Source organism: Sulfitobacter sp. DSM 110093 (assembly GCF_022788715.1).
GTDB lineage: Bacteria > Pseudomonadota > Alphaproteobacteria > Rhodobacterales > Rhodobacteraceae > Sulfitobacter.
Map to the genome: position 1 here is coordinate 94,901 of NZ_CP085168.1, position 22,369 is coordinate 117,269.

A 22,369-nucleotide genomic window follows, 5' to 3' on the forward strand; every position below is an offset into this window, starting at 1 on the left:
TGGCGGCAGCAATGACAGTGGTGCTGCCATGGGCCACAGCAGCTGAGGCACAGAATGTGCGCAGCGTGGAAGTGCGCGGTGCGCAGTTTATCCCCGAAGATGATATCCGTAAAACTTGCGGTGCCGAAGCCGGGATCGCCTATTCGCAATGGGAGCTGATGGCGATCGAGGAATGTCTGATGTCGACCGGCGTGTTTGAAACGGTGAGCCTATCGCTGGAGGGGGATCTGCTGGTTATCGACGTTCAGGAGTTGGACACAAGGCCGGGCCGTATCGATGCAAGTCTTGCTTATGTCTCCCAGGACGGGCTGACAGCCAGTCTGTCCTTTGAACGCTATAACCTGTTTGACCGCACTTACGGTGCGGTGAGCCTTGAATACGGCGAAGAGATACAGCGATATAGTGCGAACCTCTATCGAACAGAAGCCTTTGAGACGTCGCTGGACTTGGGGTTTGAAGTCGTGGCGGGCCGTGACTCTTTTGATGACCGTAGCTTTACCTATGAAACCGTAAGAGCCGAAGCCTATCTTGCTTGGACGCAGGTGCCCACCATACGGTTTGAAGGGGGCATAGGATACCGAGATCACCGACTTTACGATCTTGATCCGAGCGCCAGTGCCTTGTTGGTGCGCGAACAGACCGACGGTATTGCAGCACCCTATGTTCGGTTTGGCGTGGCGCATAAGAATTGGCCTGAACCAGAAGAGGGTGATGGCCAATGGCAGACCTTTGGTTACAGCGTGAAATTGGATCAGTATTTTTGGAACGTCGGTACATCTGACCTGCTCTCGGATACCCGTTTTGAGGCAAGAATGCAGTTTCCAATCGCGGACAAAACCCGGTTGCTGTTTGGATTTGATGCGGGGGCGGTTTCCGGTTTAGACGGCAATGCGTCTCGGGCCATCGATAGGTTCTATCCTGGCGCGGACAGTTTCCGGGGATTTGCCCCGCGAGGTATTGGCCCTCGCGATGGAGAGGATGCCTTGGGCGGAAATAACTTTGTACGGGCATCCATCGAGCTGCAACGTGATTTTGGCGAGCTGTTACACACACCAATCCTTGGGGGCATATTTGTGGATACCGGAGGCAGCTGGGATTTGGACGACACGCTTGATGGGGGTATTGATGATGGTTGGCATCGCCGCAGCAGCATTGGTGTGTCGGTCACTCTCGACATTGGAGCGACCCCTGTGTCGCTGTATGTCGCCAGCCCCTTTGAGCGCGAGCCAGGCGACGCCCGGCAGACCTTTGGTCTGGGTCTCAGCACGCATTTCTAATTGGCGCTCTGGGGTGGTCGCGTTATCGCGCCGAGCTTGCAAGCCGGCATGCCGATTGTCGATCAAACGACGTTTGCCGCGGATATCCACGCCTCGAATGCTTCGAGTCTATGATGACGGATGGTGAGAGCGGAACGACGGCGGGCTGGTACGAAGAAGGCGTTGCGGGTTGCATCGAGACGAAGCGGTATAAACGACCCGGCAATCGGAAAGTCTGCATCACCCGCGCTCGTTTTCGAAAAATTCAGGAGAGTGAAACGGCAGAAAGTGCGACATGCGCTGAATCGATCTCGCAGGCTTCTAGGTCCACAGCGTGGGCAGTGAGTGCGTTTGCCGGAATGTCGATAGCGCGCTCCACGGTTCAAACAACAATGTAGTTCTTCGTTAGCGTAGCTGATCACGCTTACCTTGAAGATTTGCCCATATCCGCATATGGTGCTCTAATAGACTACCCACGCGGAGGAAGAGATGGGCGTCCACAAGCAGAGCGTCAGCTTTACAGATACCGCCTTTGCCTTTGCGCGCGAACTGGTTGAGAGCGGAGAATACCCGAACGTCAGCGCGGCGGTCTCGGGAGAGATGGCCCGCGCGCGTGCTGCCCGGACACGTGAGAAGGTATTGTTCGAGGCCGAGGTACAGCGCCGCTTGGCTCTGCCTCTGGATATCTGGGAACCAGTGCGAACAGGCGACACCATAACGACTGACGCGAGGGAGCATCTCGCTCGGCGCGTGCAAGCAGGCGATCGCGGCTCTGCCTGATGCGGGTCATCCGCCATCCGCTGATCGCGCACGATATTAACGCTTTGGTCGATCATATCATTGAGGCCACGGACGGTGATTTTGCCGCCGCAAGCCGACGTCTTGATGAGATCGACGTGCTTGTATCTGACATCATCGCCAATCCAGCGTCCGGCATGCGGCTTTCAGCACCGTTGGACGGCTGGCTCGTCCGGCACGGCGGGCAAGGGTATCGCATCACGATCGTGTTTCGTCCCGACCGCGAGGTCGACAGCCTCTTTATCGCCTTGATCGCATTCGGCGGACAGGATTGGATGACGAGCACTGAAACGCGATTATAAGAACTATGATATGTAAACGCATATCTAAAATGTCCCGATCCGTACCCTCTGCTGATCGGCATACGTGAGGTGCCGAACCCCGCTCCCTTATCGCATGAGAGCTGCCCTCAGCCTAAGACACAAGATGTCGCTGGAACAGACTGAGCTGGCCGAAAGACGCGAAGCGATTGCGCGTGGCGATGTAGTCTCCCAAAGGTAATCAGGTCGTATTTGGGCATTAACCTGTTTGGCTGCTGGTTCCTAAACGCGGACCTCCCTGAAGGTAGAGGCGTTCTCGAGCTTGAGTTTTTTGGCGAAGATTGCCCTATTTTTATTGAAGGGAGCTCAAAATGGTAACCAAGGGTGCTCTGGATCAACAGACCGGATCAGTGGAAATCAGTCCGGCCAGCGTGGTTATCAGAGATTGAGAGTTGCGTCCTGCCGCTGGTGCAGCACACGGATCACCTCGATCTGGTCGCCACTGTCGCGGAAGTAGATCATATGCGATCCGACCGGGCATTTCAGTTAGTCGGGGCGCACATCGACTTCCCGGCCCCTTTTGGTGCCAGATACCAACCCCTCGAACGTCGCAATCAAATCACGGTGGTAGCTGTCAGCCTGCGCAAGTGACCATTTCTGAAACGTGTAGAACCAGATTTCTTCAAGGTCGATTTCAGTCAGTGGCGAAAGCGCATAGGGTTTATCCTGCATGTTTAGCAGCGTGCTTTGCGTGCATACGGCTCAAAAAGGCATCACTGTCGAAAGAGCGCGGCGTCCCTGACTGTTCCCCAGCAATCAGCGCATCCTGCAAAGCACGGATTTTTGTTTCATGTTCTTCGAGAAGTCTCAAGCCTGCCCGCACAACATCGCTGGCGGACCCATAGCGGCCAGTCTGTACTTGCTCGACAATGAAATCTGAAAAGTGAGTTCCAAGGGTTACGGACGTGTTTCGGGGCATATCGACAATCCTTTTTCAAAGCAGAACCAGCATGTACGCCCCAATCTACTTGGCATCGAACATTATTCATTGTCTAAAATATGGGTCCGTCTTTTATTGAATGGCTTATCATAAAGTAAAGCGGGGAGGAGTTATGAAAGATTTCCCCTACGTTTGCAGGAAATTACTGCGTTTGGTGCGGAATTCCGGCTCATTGGCCACTTTGGTTATCGTCATATCAGCTTTGGCCATTCATAACTCTAGCTTTATCAACTGCAGGCTGGGCATTGTTCCTCCTTCCCTGTCTGGCAATTGGATTAAGGGCCGCAGCTTTCGCGCACTCGGAGCAGCGGTCAGATTTTAGGACGTGAGCGAAGCCCTTCGGGGGAGGCTTTCGGCTGCTCTAACGCGAGAACGCCGGGTTGGCCGATGGGGCGGCTCTGACGCCATGCGCCGCGTTTTCAGTGGAGCCCGTTCGCAAGGGTGACACGATCAATTCGCCTTACGCGATGTTCTATGCAACCTTGAACCCAAATGAAAAAGCAGCCTAACATTCGAACCAAACGCTCTCCGGCAAACAAGGGGCGGTTCAATGATTCCTGCTTTCTCGCTTCCAGGCGCCTAAGCCAAGCATGAAATTAGCCTTAAGGCGCATGGCCTCAGAACCACATGTGGGTCTGAGGCCATGCGAAGCTGGAAGCTCACTTGCCAGTTTCAGCCAGCCGTCCATCCACCATCAATCAAGAGGTGCGTTCCCGTAATCATCTCTGCAGCGTCCGAACAGAGAAAAACGGCTGGGCCCATGATATCGGCCTCAGTGCCTACACGGTTCAGCTTGATTTTACTTTCTATCCAAGCCCGTTTTTCGGGGTCGGCGAAAGTCGCTTCCGTTAGAGGTGTTCGTATAAAGGTGGGGCAGAGTGTGTTAACGCGAATGTTTTGCGGGCCGAACTCAATCGCCATTGCCTTGGTCATCCCCTCAATAGCATGTTTGGATGCAGAATAGACCGCCCGATCCACACCGCCGACATGGCCCATTTGGCTGGATACAGTTAGGATCGAACCGCCACGCCCTTGCATCGCGCGCGCTGCGGATTGCGCGAGGAAATAGGCTGCGCGGAGATTCACGTTCATTACCGCATCGAAGTCTTGCGGGTCGGTGTCGAGCGCTGGACCGTGGCGGGCGAGGCCTGTGGAATTAACAAGGATATCGAGCGGCGCAAGATCACTAACCGCGCGTCGCACAGCATCAGTATCGGTCACGTCCAGCGCCAATGCGTGCGCGTTCTTGCCCTCTGCGCGTAGTGCTGTCACCACCTTTTTCAACAAGGCTTCGCTACGCGCCGCCAAGGTTACATTCGCACCAGCTTCGGCTAGGGCGGCAGCGATCGCTAGACCAATGCCACGCGATGCGCCGGCCACCAATGCATGCTTGCCCGTAAGGCGCATCGAAGGGGTTCGGGGAAGCTCCATCAGCCCTTCACCACTGGCGCACCCGCAGCATAAGGCACGTTGACACCGCCATAACGTCGCACGCGGACATTGCATTGTTCCGCATGACCAGCAAACCCTTCGAGCATACAAAGACGTGAGCCATAAGCGCCCACCATTGCCGCGGCCTCATCTGTCAGGATGCGCTGATAGCTATGCGTTTTTAGATACTTACCAACCCATAATCCGCCAGTGTAGCGTCCCGCCTTTTTTGTTGGCAGGGTGTGATTAGTGCCGATCACCTTGTCTCCATTGGCTACATTCGTCCGTGGTCCCAAGAACAATGCGCCATAGCATGTCATGTTTTCCAGGAACCAATCATCGCGATCGGTCATCACCTGCACATGCTCGGATGCAATGTCATCTGCGACCGCCAACATTTCGTCATAAGTATCGCAAACAATTACTTCGCCATACTCTTCCCAGCTGATTTTTGCAGTATCGGCCGTTGGCAGGATGCCAAGCAGGCGCTCGATTTCCTGCATTGTTCCTGTCGCCAACTCGCGGGAATTGGTCAGGAGAACGCAGGGGCTATTATATCCGTGTTCGGCCTGACCCAGTAGGTCGGTTGCGCAAAGTTCCGGATCGGCGGCAGACTCATCTGCAATCACCATCGTTTCAGTTGGACCGGCAAAAAGATCAATGCCGACGCGACCGAATAGCTGACGCTTGGCCTCAGCAACAAAAGCATTTCCTGGGCCAACAAGAAGATGCACAGGGTCAATGGTCTCGGTGCCAATGGCCATTGCGCCAACCGCTTGAATGCCTCCTAGAACATAGATTTCATGTGCCCCGCCAAGATGCATCGCGGCAATCACCGCTGGATTTGGTTCGCCCTTGAAAGGCGGGGTGCAGGCGATGATGCGAGGGACACCAGCAACAGCAGCCGTAGCAACCGACATATGCGCGCTTGCGACCATCGGAAACTTACCGCCTGGCACATAACAGCCAACAGATTGCACTGGAATATTCTTATGGCCGAGGATTACGCCCGGTAGCGTCTCAACTTCGATGTCCTGCATCGAATCCCGCTGTGCTTGGGCAAATTTGCGCACCTGTTCCTGCGCAAATTTGATGTCGTGCATTTCCTGATCGGAGACCTTTGCCATCAAGGCTTCGATTTCACTATTCGACAGACGAAAAGACCTGGGTGAGTAGCTATCGAATTTTTCGGATAAATCCCGAACAGCTTCGTCGCCACGAGCCTCAATGTCTTGCAGGGTGGCTTCAACGACGGCGCGAGTTTTCAGATCATCTTCGGCACGATCACCCGCAGTTTTGCCACGTTTAAGATATTCGATTGTCATGTCGGGTGTCCTCCAAAGTCGCGCAATCGGGCGCGGTGATTAGTCGTGAAGCGCAAATGCCAGCTCAGCTGGGACTGTGATTGGTAGCTCCAGCAGCCGGAACGATTGCGACTTTCCGTGCCCGTCCAAATTTAGGCTGCCGTTCACGCCGCCCTCGAGCGCGCCGTCCAATACGAAGTTCATGCCATTCAGACGCGGCAATAGATACCTGCGCACTCGAGTTGTTCCACGATGTGCGAAAAGTTCGTTGACCCGCATCTCAGTCACCTGCTGGCACAACAAGGGATAAGCCGCTTCGTGATATGCGAATACACACACGCTCAATCGCTCGCCCTTGTCGCCAGCTCTGGCATGGGCCAGTGCGTAAAGCGCAGTTTCAATGTTGTTAGAGTCTGCGTTCATAGGAAGGTGACCTTTGTTTCGATCTCTCGTTTGGGCACAAGGAAGGATACCGTATGAATTCGTTCCACATGGCTTTGTCGAACGCCACCACCCCCTGCGGGGCCACAACATAGCAACGCCAACACTTCCTGCGTTGCCGCCATAACCTGGGCCTTGTCATCACTTTCCACAGCAAGACGGACCCGTAAATCTGCCGCTTGCGCGTCGGAGATTGTAGCTTGCAATGCTCCATCATCGCTGTCGAAGATGCTGGCAATACCGATCACATCTAGACGACTCCTCAGGTTCAAACCGCGGATGCTCATGCGTTCTTTGAGGGTTGCTACGGCACGACGCGCACGGGGTAGGGCGTTCAGGCCAGCATATGAGATCTCTCCTTCGCCCAACCAGCCACCGCGCAGACTGACCGTAACCTTGTAGCTATCGGTGGCGGGGTGCCCGCGAACGCCACTTAATTCAATTTGGTTCTCAGCGACCTTCGTGATCTCAGCTTCGCTGATATCTGCGACTACATCTGGTGTGATATAGGCGGCGGGGTCGTGGACCTCATAGAGCAGTTGCTCGCGGCCGGTCTGCACGTCCACACGCCCGCCGGTTCCATTTGCTTTAGTGATGGTTACGCGACCCTCTGCGCTTATCTCTGCCACAGGAAAACCGATGCGCGCGGGGTCGGGCACATCCTTTTTGCCGGGGTCACCAAAGTAGCCACCGCAAATTTGCGAACCGCACTCCAGAAGATGCCCCGCCATCGTGCCAATGGCCATCTTATCCCAGTCACTGGGAGACCAACCGAGGCCGTGAATTAATGGCCCTAAGGCGAGTGCGGGATCAGCCACGCGACCAGTCACCACAACATCAGCGCCTTCGTCTAGGGCCTGTGCTATACCCTCTGCCCCGATATAAGCATTCGCGGCCAATATGCGGGCTGGATCCAGACTGTAGTCTGACGGCGTCCCTTCCCAGGGTGACAAGGTAATATCGGCGATCTTGGCGCGTAAATCGTCCCCCTCTACTACCGCAATACGAGGTCGCCGAGCGCCGGCGGTTTTGGCGAGCTTATGGATTGCTCTAGCTGCCGCACGAGGATTGGCTGCGCCGAAGTTTCCAATGATCGGAATTTCGGCATCCAAACACTGCGCGATGATTGGTCCAACAAGCTGCTCTAAAAGCGGTTCATAGCCGCTCTGCGGATCATGTTGGCGCGCTTTTTGGGCCAAGGCTAAAGTCCGCTCGCCGAGTGTCTCAAGCATCAAAACCGAAGGTCGCCCATCGGCGATGAGATGCGCAACAACGGCTTGTGGCGCGTCCACCCGATCACCGGAGAAACCCGCGCCGCAGCCAATCAGCATCTCGCTATAAGGGGGTGAAAATTTTTTCATGTTGATGGTTTTATCATTATGAATAATATTGTCAATAATATTACATATTAAACTTTCCGGAAGCGGATTGCCGTTTGCAGGACAGAATGTGAAAGTGGCCAAAACAGGAGACGTCATGAACAAGAAGGCAAACCCTGGCAGTGAAAATGATCGCCTTACGGATCAGAACCGGATTATCGCTGAAATTGAATCAGACATCATCTTCGGCCATTTGCATCCGCGAGAGCATCTTGTCGAAGACCAGCTAATCGAGCGTTTCGCTACGACCCGTCACAAGGTTCGCACTGCTTTAACCGAACTGATTCAACGCGGTCTTGTCGTGCAGGTGCGAAACAAGGGTGCGCGCGTCCAAAACTACACTGCTGACGAGGTGCGCGGCCTCTATGACATTCGGAATGCGCTCCAGACACAGGCCATTAAGCGCATGGCGTTCCCTCTCAAGCCGGAGGTGGTAAGGTCCTTGCAGGACCTGCACGAAGAACACATCACTGCAGGTGAAAACGGTGCGCTTCAGGAGATGTATGAGCTCAACAACCGGTTTCACGAGGTCTTTTTTGAGGCTTGTGAACTCCCTGTGCTGGCCAACGCGATACGTGACTACGCGTTTCGCACTCATCCGATCCGCTCACGGGGGTTTTATGACGATACCTACCGCTGCGCCGCACAGGATGATCACGCAGACATCGTTGCCGAAGCCGCCAGTCAAGATGATGGCGCACAAGAGCGCCTTATCCAGATCAATCTGCGCCACACCAACCGCCCCCGTGACATGTATCTGAGCGCAAATTTTCCGTCTAGCTAAGAGGAGCTATACCGTCGCAACTGGCGTTACAGGCGACCCAACCGCGCCAGGTAAGCGAAGAGGCGGAGCCGTCAGAAAGAACCGTGATCTACCCCTTGCGCGCAGCCACTCATTAAGCGGGCCCAAGCGCCACAATTCTCCAAGGTGAATTCCGAGCTTGAACAAGCAATGCTCGTGCAGGGGGAGAGATGAACCTTGCGGCCCCACGGGCGTGCGTTTTGTTTGCTCAACCGCATAATTGTCCGCGATTAAGACTGCGATGCCGCTTTCGGTGATCCAGTCGCGGAGGTCCTCATCTTGCCCATCAAGGACAGCAAAACTTCTCGCTAGCTTTTCCGCATCAGGCGTTCGGTTCATGCCCAGAAGGGCTTCCGCGAAGCCAGTGTGTAAGCAAAGCATGTCGCCAGCCTCAACCGCTATCTCATCTCTTTCCAGAACTTCCCGAAACATGGCGCCGGTCACGAGAGTGCGACCAGAACCAAAATGCCGAAGTAGATCGACCATGACGCCACGCCCTTGAACGCCAGTTTCAGCCATCCGCTCGATACCAAGGCGCTGAGCTTGGACGCCCTCCGGGCCCATGCCGCACCCGACATGTCCATCCCCAGTGGTTATGTGTTCGCCACCACGCCAACCGTTGTAATAGACAATTTCTGCGTCGCCATCACCGTCAGCATCAAAACGGGCTCCGACATGGCAAAGGGAATCCCACTGCGTTGAATATTGCATATGCAACAGGACTGCATCATCGCAGATCACATCTGTGATCGCAGGATCCTCGCGTGCGATGTCGTAATTGAAATTCGCGCTATCGTCGCGGATTGTCGCGAAGTGACGCGGAGGGCCGCGTCGGGGGTTCAAGAAGCTGCCACCGGGATAATCCAATGGAAGCGACAAGCAAAAACTCCGGCCTTCTTGAATTTCCTGCGCGGCCTGCCGGGTTCTCTCACTGGTGAGCAAGTTTAGCCGACCTCGTTCGTCATCGGGGCCGAATTCGCCCCAGTTCGAACCATCAGGCCGGTTGATCCAACGGCCAGCACTCATGGTTTTGCCGCCGTATAGGTCGCATTACCGTTCCGCCGCAGGGCTAAGATATGCACCAGCCCTAACAACGAAAAGCCCAGTATATCCGTATACCCGCCTGGCCAAATCAGCGCCAAGGCACCGAGCATTAGCATGCCACGAAATAGCCATCCACCAGCTCGATGGCCAGGTAGCACCATTCCCACCTGCGCTGCGGCAAGAGCATAAATGCCGATGCACGCGGTTAGCAAACTGTAGGTTATGCCAAAGGTAATACCATCGGTCAGCAGAAGCTCGGGGTGATAAACAAATACGAAAGGGACGATGAATCCAGGCAAAGCTAGTTGAACCGCAATCATGCCGACCTTCATCGGGTTCGTATCCTTGCCTGCGATGGACGCCGCAATGAAGTTACTTGGACCGACTGGTGGCGTAATCGATGACAGCGCCGCAAAGTAAATCAAGAATAAGTGAGCAACCATTGGCTCTACACCACTCGAAATCAGCGCGGGAGCGACTAGAACGGCCATCAGAAGGTAACAAACGATGGTCGGCAAACCTAAGCCAAGAATAATTGAGGTGATTGCTGTAAGCACCAGAAGCAAGGGGAGGCTCTCCCCAGCTACCCCTTCGAGAATTTGAGAGAGAACGAGACCCAAGCCTGTGGTGCTGGTTAGGCCTGCGATGATGCCAGCGGCGGCGATGATCCCAACGATAACTGCCGCATTGCGGGCACCCTCGATCAGCCCTTGAAAGAGGTTTCGGATAGCAAAGACAAGAGAGCGGTTCTCGGCTAAATCGACCAGTGCGATGGAACAAAAAGCATAGAAGCCTGCTCGAGGTGGCGTGTAGCCCTGCACCAGCATTGCGATCAGGACAATGATAGGTAGGAACTTCAACCAGCCGCCAAAAAAGAAATCGTCCTTCAAATCTATGGCATCAGACAGGTTGGTGGTTTCGACCCCCGCCAAATGATCGCGGGCGGCTCTCAGATCAACCATTACGAAGATGCTGAGGTAGAACATGATTGCCAGCGGAATGCTTGCTAGCATCACGTTAGTATAGGTAATGCCGAGAATGTCGACCATTAGGAAGGCCGCGCCGCCGAGGATGGGTGGCACGAACTGCCCACCGACACTCGCCGTCGCCTCAACGGCGGCCGCAAACGGTCCAGAGAAACCAGTGCGCTTCATCAGCGGAATGGTGAATGCTCCGGTGCTCGCCGTGTTGCCATAAGCAGTGCCCATCACGGCACCAAGGCTGCCGCTGGCGATGACGGCGACTTTTGCCGGCCCACCGCGAGTTCGACCAAGCGCCTTTTGGGATTTTACTAGCAAAAAGTCTATGAAGCCAAGCTGGCCTAGATATGCTGCGAAGAGCACAAACAATACAATATAGCTTGCTGAAACACCGGTGATTGACCCGTAAATCCCCCGCCCAGTCAAGAATAATGCCTGAACGATTTGAGTGAAATCGAGCCCAGCATGGGAGAAAGGTGCCGGCAGGTTCGCGCCGGCAAGAGTGTAAACGATGAAGAACAGGGCGATAATCGGGATGCTCGGTCCAGCTACGCGCCAAGCTGCCACCAACGCCATCAACAGCGCGATCAACCCAAGGCCGATTTCCGTGGATGATGGCGGCAAACCCGCGAACTGCCACATCTGCGGATACCAGTAGTAGGCATAAGCAGTGACCAGAACGATCCCGACGATCCCAATAGTCCCAATCGCGCGTGATAAGCGGTCCGGTGCCTCACGCTGCATGGCAAACAGCATTAGAAAACCCAGACCTATATGCAGGATCCGATTAAGAACTGGATCGAGAAAGAAAAAACCTGCGGCTAGCACCACGGTAACGGCACCGAAAATAAGGGCGCAGAGATCGGCAAACCGACTTCTACCACGTGCGGGGATCTCGTCGACCGTCATGGATTTTCTCCCGTAGGTTGCGGATCAGAACCGCATAAAGTGCCTATAATCTTCGGGCGCGGCACTTTTGGCCGCGCCCCATGAGTTTACCAGATGCCAATTTCTTTGAAGTAGCGGACCGCTCCAGAATGGTAGTCAAAGCCCTGATCCACTATGAACTCGCGCGATGCTAATGCATTCTCCGGCACCCATTGGCTGCCATTCGAGTGGACAGAGGCAAGTTTGTCCGGGTTTTCATAGAGTGCTTTCGTCAACGCATAGGCGGTGTCATCGTCCATCTGGTCATTCACGATCATGATGGAAGGTAGAACAACTGTTGTGACTGGGCTCTCTTGGCCTGTGTAAGTGCCAACCGGGATGACACCCGTAGCCATGAAGGGCATGACCTTTTGTAGTGTGGCGATTTCATCTTCTGTTCCTGAAATCAGACGGGCGTTTGCCGAACTGGTGGCATCGACCACGGCGCCAGTCGGAATGCCGGGCGTAACAACCATAACCTCCAGGTCGCGGTTTTTGAGAGCCTCGGATTGCGCCTGATGGCCGATCCGGGCAGGATTGATGTTGTCGAGTGATCCTGCGATTGCTTGTATTGCCCCGGTCGTTACCTCAAACGATGCGCTGCCAGGTTCACCAACGCCGACTACGTAACCGCTACCGAACGCATCTGCCCAGCTGTCGATCCCAGATTCATCTCGAACGACAACCTGCATGAAATTCGCGTGACCCGCACCGATGACGCGGATCTTATCAGCATCGACAGTGCCGTCATTGACGCCGTTACGCATACTCGTGGCGAGCGACAGGCCAATATGCAGATCGTTCCCGGCGCTCAGGCGCCGTGCGTTTTCCATAGATCCCGCTGTTGTAATCGGCGTAACGACTGTCCCGAGAGCATCCCCAAACACCTTGGCAAAACCATTTCCGAGAACAAACCAGACACCGCCCTCACTGGCGGTCCCAAGTCGTAGCGAACCATCAGCCACTGCAGGCAACGCGCCGCTAATGGAGAGCGTCGCGGCAAGGGCGATTGTAGTTTTCCTAAGTGCTCCGAGCGATGCTGCAGACAGCACCGACAATAAAGAGCTGATATTACAGCTAAATTTCATTTCATTCCTCCTCCGAATTTATTATAAATAACATTATTGACAATTATGTCAATGGTTCCGATGCGCTTCATTGGCTAGGTAACCAGGCTCAAATCAACCGAGATATTGACGCTTTGTCTAATCCTCGAGCGTGGAGGCCTTGAAGGTTTTTGACCGATCTGGAAAAACCACTGCCGGTTTGAGAGCTTAATCCACTGCTCATTACCCACCAAAAGGATAAGCTATGTGACAGTTCAAATATAAAGGCCGCGGTTTTTCTTCAGGAAAGCTTGGGGACCACACTCAATACAAAAGCTAATCTCGGACCGTGAATAGAGCGGAATCTGCGATCCTCAGTATTTCTCAGACTGTTGCACTAACTTAGCCGTTGAGCCAAGTTTTCGCTTTTGAGGTTGATTATCCCGCGCCACATCATCCTCTGTGTGTTGCGGTAGGTAGTATCTGCATTATCCGCAGCCCTACCAAGATGTGGTCGACCTACTGGAGGAGCATGGGATCACTGCCAGTCGGTCGACCGTTTATCTCTGGGTGATTAAGTTTAGACCCGGATTGACTAGGCGAACCGATCGCGAGCGAGATTACCATGGTTATGAGCAGCGAGTTTGAATCGCGCTTGATCTGCCGTGACACCCCAGCATATTCGATGGTGTATCCTGGCGGAAGCATGGTTTTGGCCGCCTCTTCCAGCACCGCGAGCCCTTGGGCGTTTGTTGAGAGAGGTCCGATGACTGATCAGTTATTTGCGATAGGCATCACGCACATTGAAGTTCGATGCTGGGAATGCGGGCACAAAGTTATTCGCAAGCCGGGCGATGTGCGTGAGGGCATCACGGAGCATGAGTTTGAAAAGCGGTCAGTCTGCAGATGTGGCACTGGGTGGCCTCAAGTCACCCAGTTTCCAAAGAAAAGTCCCCGTCGGTGCGGATACATCCCACGGGCGCACATCTAGTGGTGTATCGGTTGGACGGGCATACTGTCGAGATTATCCGGCTCCTGCATTGTGCCCAGAACCTGACAGCGTTTTTGCTTGAGCCGTGATGTTCGTTAGCGCGACCTTGCGCAAAGCATCGTTGATCCGGCTTTGCCAGCCCGAACCTTCTGCCTTGGGTCGTCCACGCTGAAGGGTTGCACTGGCGGACTTGTCGGCCCAGTAGGGCGCATTCAGATCCGGTGCGTCGTCCTCAGAAGCGGTCGGCATATGCTTTTTGTTCTCGCTCATTGGCTTTGATGATGCGTCGCGCGGCAGACGTTTGGGTTGGGCCTCAGGGCATATTTCTAGGTGAGTTGGCGGTCTCTTGGGCGTTCCCGATCCGGGCTGCGCGATTGGACATCGCTTGTCGGAAGAGCGTCATGTAGCGGGGGGCTGTGACAGATAGGTCGTATTGCGCGCGCGCGAGGTTCCGAGCCTTCTGCCCATAACGAAAGCGTCGCGCTGGATCGTCTAGGAGGGCGAGGATTGCGTTGATCCAAGCATCGTCGTTGTCGGGAAGCAGCTGTCCGTTGACATCGTCTTGGATCATCTCAGCTGCATATCCACGGTCGGGTGCTAGGACGCAGCCACCGCGCCCCAGTATTTCCATCAAACCCCAATTTGCGACACCGAACTTTAGGGGGTAGAGGAAAAGGTCTACTTCTGTGATCCGCTTTGAGAATTCATCGTAAGGCAGTTTGCCGGGAAATTCGATCACCTTTGCGGCGCGGGGGTGCTTAAGCATTAGGTGATCGCGGAAAGTTTTGATCTGGCCGTTATGTGCGCGCGTGACAGCTTGTTGTTCGTAGCCATAAGTCACTTCCTCGGCGCCGCCGAAGGCAATGAATTGCGCATCAACGCCCTGTGACACCAGTTTGTCGACCAGCCTCACATAGGTTTCAAAGCCTTTGGCTGATGACAGATCGCGTGCCGCGAAACCGATTGTCATCTTCTCGCGGCCGCCGGTCACAGGTGCAGGCATTGATGTGAAATCAAACCCCTCCATTTGCACTTCGATATTGGAGCGCAGGGCAGGGGGGAACATGCTCTTTGCATGTTGGCTGGGGCAGATCACCAGGTCGCTGCAGACGGCTTGGTGAAAGTTCAGCATCTCAGCATTTCGGTCTGCGATCCGTTGTGACAAGTCGGGTGGATAGGCGGGGTCCCAGCCATGCGCCCGGAAGCTTGGGAATTCGATGTAGCTGACAATGGCCGCGTCGATTTCATCGTAGAGGAAATGCGGCGCACCCCAAAGGGAGTGGGCCACTACCACGTCGATCTTCGTATGTTTGCGCAGGTCGCGTAGAGCGTTGAGTAGCCCTCTGCCGATGCGGGCTGAGCGTTCCACTTTGGCTGAATAGTAGTACCGATCATCGCTCAAAATTGGGCCATCCGGGCGAAACCCAAGAATATGATTGCCGCGCTGTCGGTTGCGTTTCATATGTCCTGGCGTGGTTAGAAAGTAGCTTTCGGCCAGGCCTGAATGGCGCAGGTAGTCGCATAGCAGGCCGAACTGGCCGGGATATACGGCACCTGCAAAGACGATAACTGGTTTGCTCACCATTGGCTCCGTTTTCGGGCCTCCCCCAGCCGTTATGGAGGGGGGGTGGTGTGAGCGTAGCGCACATAAACTTGTGGGTGCAACTAAGGTTGAGGCGCTGTGAGGTTGCTGTTTCTTCGCTCAGAAGATGTTCATGTCGCGGGCGACAATGACCGCTTGGGTGCGGTTGTTTGCACCCAGCTTGGCGCAGATGGATTTCACATGCATCTTGACGGTTGCTTCGGCCAGACCCAGTTCGGTTCCGATCTCGCGGTTGGGTTGGCCTTGGGCGAGAAGGGCTAGAACGGTCATTTCGCGTTCTGATAGAGGGGAATTGCTTGATACTTTACTGACTTTGGCGCGTGGCCGGTCGATAAGCTCGACTGGAACGTACCGCCCGCCGTTGGCCATAAAACGTATCTCGTTGGTGAGGCTCTTAAGCGATTCCGTTTTGAGGACGATGCCTGCGCCGCCCAGAGCAAGTGCTTCTGACACGACATGCGCTGTGGGATTGCTGGTCAGAATTCCGACGGGCTTGCCCCCGTTCCGCTCGAGGGCTTTTGACAGGCCTGTAATCCCGTTCATGCCTGGCATGTCGAGGTCTACCAACACCAGATCAAAAGGTCCTTCCGCGTCGATCTTGTCGAGCGCGGTCTCAAGGTCGGGCGCGGTCTGTGCCTCAAAGTCGGGGAGGTTTGAGAGGAACTGCTCAAACATTTCCAATACCATCGCATGGTCATCTGCGATTAGGATCCGGGTTGGTTTGGTTTGAGGGGACGTCATATTACTCATCTTTGATTTACGAAACCCCTGGGTAAAGTCCTCAAGTCAACACTATCGACGGACGGCATTAATCGACAAAGGCCGAACAAAAAAGGACCGTTTATCGGCCCGGACGCTAGATTTATCACGAAACCTCAGCGAAGCAAGCGATCATCTGTTATCGGGTGAACTTGATCCAAGCGTGTGTATGGCTTTTTGCGTCGCGTCTAATGCTTCCCTTGCGCCCTCGAGTGCAACTTGCTGTGTCGTTTCGGAGGTGTCGAGAGAAAGCTCTACTTGGCGCAGGCCGTGTTCCAGCAACTTAAGGCCCGTAAGGCCGGAAGACCCGGTTGCGGCGTGCAGCAAGCGCTTGGTTTCGGCGCTCTGCTTGCCGGGTGTGATCTCATCAAGGATCGCCCGTGCCTCGGCATGGGCGCGCATCATGAACCCCACGGCAGCCTCTTGGCCAAGCTGCTTGGTCAGGTCTTTGACTGTTCTTGCTGAGAATGGTTCTGCCAAGGTGGCGGGGGTCTTTTTTATTGGTTGGGCGCTGCCGTCTGTGGCGGAGACTGTGTTGTCATCCTTGCTGTGGGCTGCACAGTAGACCGCGTGGCAAAGCGCAGCATTGCGGATGGGCTTTTCCAGCAGCCGGACCATTCCGAGGGCGAGACATGCCTCACGCAGCTTGTCGTTAACATGCGCTGTCAGACCAAGGATCAGCCCGTCCCATTCCAGTCTGCCCTTTGATTGTTCATCTCGGATGCCGCGCAGCAGCTCGACACCGTTTATATGGGGGAGGGTCATGTCGGTCAGCAGAAGGTTAATGTTCTGCGCGGCGTCGGGCCGTTGCAGAATACGCATTGCTCGCAATCCGTTCTCGACCCCTTCGACCTGCGCGCCCGCTTGGCTCAGGCTGTGAACCAGCCAATCTCGGCTTGAGGGGCTGTCCTCTACGACCAGTATCCCAAGGCCTTTTAGCAGTCCATCGCTGCTCGGCGTGGCGTCTGGATCCTCTGCTGTGGTATCTGCAGCTGCGCCGGGCAATGAGAAAGTCGCGCGTAAGATTGTCCCGGCGACAGGTTGTGTGGTGTCTATCAGCGGTTCGCCGTCATGGGCTCGGTCAAGAAGTTCGAGATGGCCGCCCAGGTGGCTGATGGCATGGGCTAGGACGCTCATCCCGGCGCTGGTCCGCTCTGTCTTGGCGTCGGTGCTCCGGTCTATGCGTGTTGCGTCAATATTGCTTCCCAACAGCCGCGCCTTTTGGGCATCGGGTATACCGCCGCCCTGATCTGCGACCTGAACGGTGATGATGTTTTCGCTCTGCCTTTTGGTGTCTTGCTGTCTTGGGCCGGGGGCGCATGTAACATGTATGTCGATGGCTTCCCCGCCATGTTTGCCTGAATTGTCGAACATGTTCTGGAGCAGGGCGCGCACCAGATGGACGGGCCCGTGAAGCCGGAGTTGGTCTTGTGGCTCTACGGTCAGGGTCACGCTCGCGCCTCGCCCGTGCACGATGGGCTTGATCATATCGACGATTGTTCGTGCTTCTTCGCCCAGGTCGAAGTCCTCGTCGGCTTGTAGGTCGGCGCTGGTCAGTTCCCCCCGGATCACGCGGATCACTTTTTCTATGTGAGTGAGGGCGAGTTGCGCAGACTTCTGCACGTCTGCGGTGCGCGGATTGGGCGCTGCAGCTGCGCCTTTCTCTTGCTCAAAGAGTGTTTCTGCGGAGGCTAAGACAGATTGGATTGGTGTTCTTAGGTCGTGGGCAACCCGAAGCAGGGTCGCTGCGCGCGCGCGGTTTTGTAGTTGCACAGCCTCTTGATCAGTTTCGACCAAGCGCAGCAGGAAAGTTTCGGCATTGCCAAGAGAGAGGTGTACCAGCTCTCCCTCGAGCTGTGTTGCTTTATAAGTTGTGGATACCGCAACGCTGCCGCTGCGCTGTGCGCGGGCGCAGAGTGTGGGCCAGCTAAAGGTCGCCTTGAGAGCCGCCACGTCCAGCCCCAATTGATTGGCAGGGGGGTTTGAAAGTAGGATTTCTGCCTTCCCTGTTGCGAGTATCGCAATGCGCCGATCGGTGGATATTAAGCGTGCGATCGCCTGCAGAACAGGTCTGACTTTTGCTGCGTTCAAAGCCGATTCTTTTTCCTCGGGCATTTGGTTCTCCAGCATGCTTTGTTCTTCTGGTGGGCAGGAGGGGTAACATACCGATCCAAGTGGGCCGTTGGGATGCTGCGATCCTGAGGGGCTATCGTCAACCGCGTGGGTTCCCTTGATGAGCATTTGGCTGGATATCGGGGTGTATGAGCAACGCAAGGTGCACATGTCTAAAAGTATGTAAGCTATCCATTGACCGCAACTTTAGTATGTGATCTCGTTATTGAGAAACTGGGTGGACCAATGGTCACGCTCCCAAGGGGCGTTGGATAGATAGAGGAAGAAGAGATGGCGATTACTGAGCTCCAGGCTGGCGGCCTAGCCAACGTGAAGATAGATGCCGCCAAAGGTGACATTTCCAGATACGTAAAGTCAGGGGACAACCTTGTTGTAGAGTTGCGTGATGGCGGTAAGATCGTCGTATCTGACTTCTACGAAGCTGCGGCTGGCGGTGTGCCGCACAAGCTGATGCTGGCTGATGGTACGTTCAGCGGCGTTGAAGGGACCTTTGATGACACGGAAGAGGTTGCCGGTCTTGGTGGCAACATGGAGCAAATCGGTGCTGGGCTGGGCGCTCTGACCACAGCTTCTCTCGCGTTTGCTGATGACAGCGATGATGAGGCCGATCCGGCAGACCCTACCGATACGACTGATCCGACGGACACAACTGATCCTACAGATACAACAGATCCGACCGATCCGACGGACACAACCGATCCGACGGACACAACCGACCCGACGGACACAACCGACCCGACAGACACAACTGATCCAACCGATCCGACGGACCCCACTGAGCCTACGGATGAGGCGGACACTGGATTGCTTGATCCCGTGCTTGGGGATGAAGGCGTGCTGGGTGGTCTCACCGGGAACGATGGGCTGTTGGGAGACCTGACCGGGTCCGATGGCTTGCTGGGAGATTTGGTTGGCAACGACGGGCTTTTGAGCCCCGTTACCGGAGAGGATGGCCTGGTTGGCACCCTAACGGGCAGCGGCCTTTTGGGCAGCAGTGACGGGTCTGGTAGTTTGACTGGAGGACTTGTGTCTGATGACGGTCTTTTGGGCGGCGTCCTTGGCGGGACCGGGCTGACCGATGGTTTGCTGGGCGAAGGTGGCGCAGTGGACGGTATCGTTGAAACCGTAGAAGGCGTTCTTGATGGCGTTATCGGTGATGGCGGTATTCTTGGCGGCCTGCTCGGCGGTGAAGGTGGCGTGCTAGATGGTGTCCTTGGTGACGAGGGTGTTGTTGGCGGCTTGCTTGGCGGCGAAGGGGACCTTCTTGGAGGTCTGCTCGGCGGCGAGGGTGGCGTGCTAGACGGTGTTCTTGGTGACGAGGGTGTTGTTGGCGGCTTGCTCGGCGGCGAAGGGGATCTTCTTGGAGGTCTGCTTGGCGGCGAGGGTGGCGTGCTAGACGGTGTTCTTGGTGACGAGGGTGTTGTTGGCGGCTTGCTCGGCGGTGAGGGTGGCGTGCTAGACGGTGTTCTTGGTGACGAGGGCCTCGTTGGTGGCTTGCTCGGCGGTGAAGGTGGCGTTCTTGGCGGCCTTCTCGGCGGGGACGGCGGACCAGCTGATGTCGTCTCTGGTACGGTTGAGGACCTGTTGGCCACCGTGGGGGCTGAGGATGGTTTGCTTGATCCGGTGATCGCGGACGGCGGTCTGCTTGGCGACCTGACGGGGAACGAAGGCCTACTGGGTGACGTGACCGGGTCCGAGGGCTTGGCCGGTGATCTTGTTGGAGATATGGGCCTGCTGGCTGATGTAACCGGCGAGGACGGATTGCTGGGTGATCTCACCGGTGTCGGCCTGCTGGGAGCGGGTAGTGATGGGGGTCTGCTTGGCAATCTAGGCGGCGATCTGCTGGATGGTCTCGGTGGTGACGGCATGCTCCTGAGCCTCTCGGCTTCGGTGGATGGCGCGTAAACAGACTGTTTCTAACTTCTCGCACTTACCAAAAGCCCCGCTGAAAGGCGGGGCTTTTCCCTTAATTTCAAGGCGCTCAGCGATTTCATACCGGGGGCGGGATCTGAGATGAGGGTGGCAAAGCCCCCCCCATTCAGGATTGACAACCAGAGTAACGCCTGTTTCTCATATACTTAAGTTATTTATACATACTTTAGAAGTACGCCTCTCCCAAGGCGGCCCCCATGAGGAGTTTGCACATGGCAGATCGAACCATCCAAGCCGGTTCTGAAATTGGCATCAAGATTGACGTTAACCGTTCCGACATTGAGCGCTACGCCAGACAGGGGGATGACTTGTTCATTACCCTTGCGAACGGGGATGTGATCACAGTCAATGATTTTTACATTCCAGCAGCGGACGGTTCTTTGCATAGTTTGGTTCTGGCCGACGGGACCGAGAGCGGGGTCGAAGGTGATCCTCTTGTCGGTGGTAGCGGTGAGATGTCTAATGAGGGTTTGATCGCGGCGGCGGCAGGTGGCTTAGGTCTAATTGGTGCCGCGGCCAGCAGTAGCGGTGGGGGAGACGACGATCCTACGGACCCGACCGATCCGACTGATCCTACGGACCCAACCGATCCGACTGATCCCACGGACCCGACCGATCCGACTGATCCCACGGACCCAACCGATCCAACTGATCCTACGGACCCGACCGATCCGACTGATCCTACGGACCCAACCGATCCGACTGATCCTACGGACCCGACCGATCCGACTGATCCTACGGACCCAACCGATCCGACTGATCCCACGGACCCGACCGATCCGACTGATCCTACGGACCCAACCGATCCAACTGATCCTACGGACCCGACCGATCCCACGGATCCGACCGATCCGACTGATCCTACGGACTCGAGTGATCAAGGCCTCCTTGATCCGGTGATCTCTGACGATGGCCTCCTCGGTGATCTGACAGGGAACTCTGGGGTTCTGGGAGACATCACGGGCTCTGAGGGATTGCTTGGCGATCTGATCGGCGAGGGTTCCCCGCTTGGTGCCGTGGGAGATGACCTTCTAGGCCAGCCGTTGTTGGGAGATGGCGTTGCTGATGACAGCGTAGGCATTCTCGACGGGGTCCTCGCGGATGGGGGACTGTTGGGTGATCTCACCGGTAATTCGGGTGTGCTCGGTGAGGTGACAGGCTCTGATGGCTTGCTTGGTGACCTAGTCGGTGACGAGGGGGTTCTGTCAGACATCACTGGTTCCGGAGGGCTTGTTGGCGATCTTACCAACACAGGTACGCTTGGCGGAGGTACGGTCGAAGGAGGCGCTGATGATCTGCTGGGTGGCCTGTTGGGAGATGGCGTTCCTACGGTCCCGGCCGACCCAGCTGAGCCCACAGACCTGAATAATCAAGGCTTCCTCGACCCGGTGATCTCTGACGACGGACTTCTGGGCGATTTGACAGGAAACTCTGGGGTTCTGGGAGACATCACGGGCTCTGAGGGTCTGCTAGGCGATCTGATTGGCGAGGGCACCCCGGCGAGCACTGTGGGGGATGCTCTTTTGGGACAACCTCTCCTCGGAGATGGCGTCCCAGATGATCGCATTGGCTTGGTTGATGGGGTTATCTCTGATGGTGGCCTGCTAGGCGATCTCACCGGCAATTCGGGTGTATTAGGTGACGTAACGGGCTCTGATGGCCTGCTTGGTGACCTCGTTGGCAACGAGGGGGTTCTGTCAGACATTACCGGCTCTGGTGGGATTGTCGGCGACCTTACCAGCACTGGTACTCTTGGCGAGGGTACGTCCGCAGGAGAGGGCGGTGCCGACGATCCTCTGGGTGGACTTTTGGGTGGCGTGCTTGGCGGTCTAACTGGGGAGGAGGGCCCACTGGGTGATGTCCTTGACGGCCTGACCGGAGAAGATGGTCCGCTGGGTGACGTGCTCGGTGGTCTGACCGGAGAAGATAGCGGCTCTGGCGGTCTCGCTGGCGGATTGCTCGGCGGCGATAACCCGCTCGGCGAGACGCTTAACGAAGTCACCGATCTGCTGGGAGGGCTGACCGACGACGGCCTAGGCAGCATCTAACCGTCCCGGTTGATTTGAGAAAATATGTTGACCCCTCCGGCAGCTTTCCCGCTACCGGAGGGGTCAACGTTAACTAAGGAACTGGAGTTGCATGGCCAAGCAACGCGCCTGTTTCCACCTCTACTTTCGCTTAACCGAAACGGACGGCAGCGTGATATTCTTAGCCCACACCTTATGTGTTCGATGCCTTGCCTATCCCGATAGCGGCGACGGAAACTGAGAATGGGGGCTGCGG

18 protein-coding genes and 2 pseudogenes are annotated in these 22,369 nt (G+C 55.8%); 6 read left to right on the forward strand and 14 right to left on the reverse strand.

Translation table 11 applies throughout. The features are described from left to right. Positions 1-11 precede the first annotated feature (11 nt). Positions 12-1,277: a BamA/TamA family outer membrane protein gene (locus tag DSM110093_RS17215; protein ID WP_243267939.1), complete on the forward strand. Its 1,266-nt coding sequence runs from the start codon at positions 12-14 to the stop codon at positions 1,275-1,277. A gap of 62 nt (positions 1,278-1,339) precedes the next feature. On the opposite strand, the pseudogene DSM110093_RS17220 reads toward DSM110093_RS17215, so the two are convergent. Further along, a pseudogene (locus tag DSM110093_RS17220) lies at positions 1,340-1,518 on the reverse strand (IS6 family transposase); the annotation flags it as partial. Between the two features lie 227 nt (positions 1,519-1,745). Between DSM110093_RS17220 and DSM110093_RS17225 the strand changes: the two are divergent. Both DSM110093_RS17225 and DSM110093_RS17230 read left to right on the forward strand, forming a co-directional pair. Then, complete coding sequence (locus DSM110093_RS17225; RefSeq protein WP_243267940.1) at positions 1,746-2,036, forward strand: hypothetical protein; 291 nt, start codon at positions 1,746-1,748, stop codon at positions 2,034-2,036. After that, positions 2,036-2,356, forward strand: a complete 321-nt coding sequence (locus tag DSM110093_RS17230) for a type II toxin-antitoxin system RelE/ParE family toxin (RefSeq protein ID WP_243267941.1) — start codon at positions 2,036-2,038, stop codon at positions 2,354-2,356. The genes DSM110093_RS17225 and DSM110093_RS17230 overlap by 1 nt, the downstream gene beginning before the upstream one ends. 396 nt (positions 2,357-2,752) lie before the next feature. Here DSM110093_RS17230 and DSM110093_RS17235 read toward each other — a convergent pair. From DSM110093_RS17235 to DSM110093_RS17260, 6 genes and pseudogenes are all read right to left on the reverse strand, one after another. After that, positions 2,753-3,046: pseudogene (locus tag DSM110093_RS17235) on the reverse strand (type II toxin-antitoxin system RelE/ParE family toxin). Further along, entirely contained in the window at positions 3,036-3,293 is a 258-nt protein-coding gene (locus DSM110093_RS17240; RefSeq protein WP_243267942.1) for a type II toxin-antitoxin system ParD family antitoxin, read from the reverse strand. Before DSM110093_RS17240 ends, DSM110093_RS17235 begins: the two are co-directional and overlap by 11 nt. Positions 3,294-3,986: 693 nt before the next feature. Then, complete coding sequence (locus DSM110093_RS17245) at positions 3,987-4,745, reverse strand: glucose 1-dehydrogenase (protein WP_243267943.1); 759 nt, start codon at positions 4,743-4,745, stop codon at positions 3,987-3,989. Next, positions 4,745-6,070, reverse strand: coding sequence for a histidinol dehydrogenase (gene hisD / locus DSM110093_RS17250; RefSeq protein WP_243267944.1), 1,326 nt, complete (start codon positions 6,068-6,070; stop codon positions 4,745-4,747). Before hisD ends, DSM110093_RS17245 begins: the two co-directional genes overlap by 1 nt. A 39-nt stretch (positions 6,071-6,109) precedes the next feature. Next, positions 6,110-6,472 carry a hypothetical protein gene (locus tag DSM110093_RS17255; protein ID WP_243267945.1) on the reverse strand — a complete coding sequence of 121 codons (363 nt, stop codon included), beginning with the start codon at positions 6,470-6,472 and terminating at the stop codon, positions 6,110-6,112. Beyond that, positions 6,469-7,851, reverse strand: coding sequence for an acyclic terpene utilization AtuA family protein (locus DSM110093_RS17260; RefSeq protein ID WP_243267998.1), 1,383 nt, complete (start codon positions 7,849-7,851; stop codon positions 6,469-6,471). The genes DSM110093_RS17255 and DSM110093_RS17260 overlap by 4 nt, the downstream gene beginning before the upstream one ends. Before the next feature lie 115 nt (positions 7,852-7,966). Here DSM110093_RS17260 and DSM110093_RS17265 point away from each other — a divergent pair, with 115 nt between their 5' ends. Then, a complete protein-coding gene (locus DSM110093_RS17265; protein ID WP_243267946.1) occupies positions 7,967-8,653 on the forward strand; it encodes an FCD domain-containing protein in 687 nt (228 codons plus the stop codon). Between the two features lie 6 nt (positions 8,654-8,659). Here DSM110093_RS17265 and DSM110093_RS17270 read toward each other — a convergent pair whose 3' ends face one another. The 7 genes from DSM110093_RS17270 to DSM110093_RS17300 form a co-directional block, all read right to left on the reverse strand. Beyond that, positions 8,660-9,697 carry a cyclase family protein gene (locus DSM110093_RS17270; protein WP_243267947.1) on the reverse strand — a complete coding sequence of 346 codons (1,038 nt, stop codon included), beginning with the start codon at positions 9,695-9,697 and terminating at the stop codon, positions 8,660-8,662. Beyond that, positions 9,694-11,604 carry a TRAP transporter fused permease subunit gene (locus DSM110093_RS17275; protein WP_243267949.1) on the reverse strand — a complete coding sequence of 637 codons (1,911 nt, stop codon included), beginning with the start codon at positions 11,602-11,604 and terminating at the stop codon, positions 9,694-9,696. Before DSM110093_RS17275 ends, DSM110093_RS17270 begins: the two co-directional genes overlap by 4 nt. Before the next feature lie 86 nt (positions 11,605-11,690). Next, a complete protein-coding gene (locus tag DSM110093_RS17280) occupies positions 11,691-12,710 on the reverse strand; it encodes a TAXI family TRAP transporter solute-binding subunit (RefSeq protein ID WP_243267950.1) in 1,020 nt (339 codons plus the stop codon). Positions 12,711-13,692: 982 nt separating this feature from the next. Then, positions 13,693-13,929, reverse strand: coding sequence for a BrnA antitoxin family protein (locus tag DSM110093_RS17285; protein ID WP_243267951.1), 237 nt, complete (start codon positions 13,927-13,929; stop codon positions 13,693-13,695). A 43-nt stretch (positions 13,930-13,972) separates the two neighbouring features. Next, positions 13,973-15,244 (reverse strand): glycosyltransferase, encoded by a 1,272-nt coding sequence (locus tag DSM110093_RS17290; RefSeq protein ID WP_243267952.1) that lies wholly within the window; start codon positions 15,242-15,244, stop codon positions 13,973-13,975. Positions 15,245-15,361: 117 nt separating this feature from the next. Continuing rightward, entirely contained in the window at positions 15,362-16,003 is a 642-nt protein-coding gene (locus DSM110093_RS17295) for a response regulator transcription factor (RefSeq protein ID WP_243267953.1), read from the reverse strand. A 150-nt stretch (positions 16,004-16,153) separates the two neighbouring features. Next, positions 16,154-18,151 (reverse strand): response regulator, encoded by a 1,998-nt coding sequence (locus tag DSM110093_RS17300; protein WP_243267954.1) that lies wholly within the window; start codon positions 18,149-18,151, stop codon positions 16,154-16,156. Positions 18,152-18,424: 273 nt separating this feature from the next. On the opposite strand from DSM110093_RS17300, the gene DSM110093_RS17305 reads away from it, so the two are divergent. Both DSM110093_RS17305 and DSM110093_RS17310 read left to right on the forward strand, forming a co-directional pair. Next, on the forward strand, positions 18,425-20,059 hold the full coding sequence (locus tag DSM110093_RS17305; protein WP_243267955.1) for a BapA prefix-like domain-containing protein: 1,635 nt from the start codon (positions 18,425-18,427) through the stop codon (positions 20,057-20,059). Between the two features lie 239 nt (positions 20,060-20,298). Further along, on the forward strand, positions 20,299-22,134 hold the full coding sequence (locus tag DSM110093_RS17310) for a BapA prefix-like domain-containing protein (protein WP_243267956.1): 1,836 nt from the start codon (positions 20,299-20,301) through the stop codon (positions 22,132-22,134). Positions 22,135-22,369: the final 235 nt, after the last annotated feature.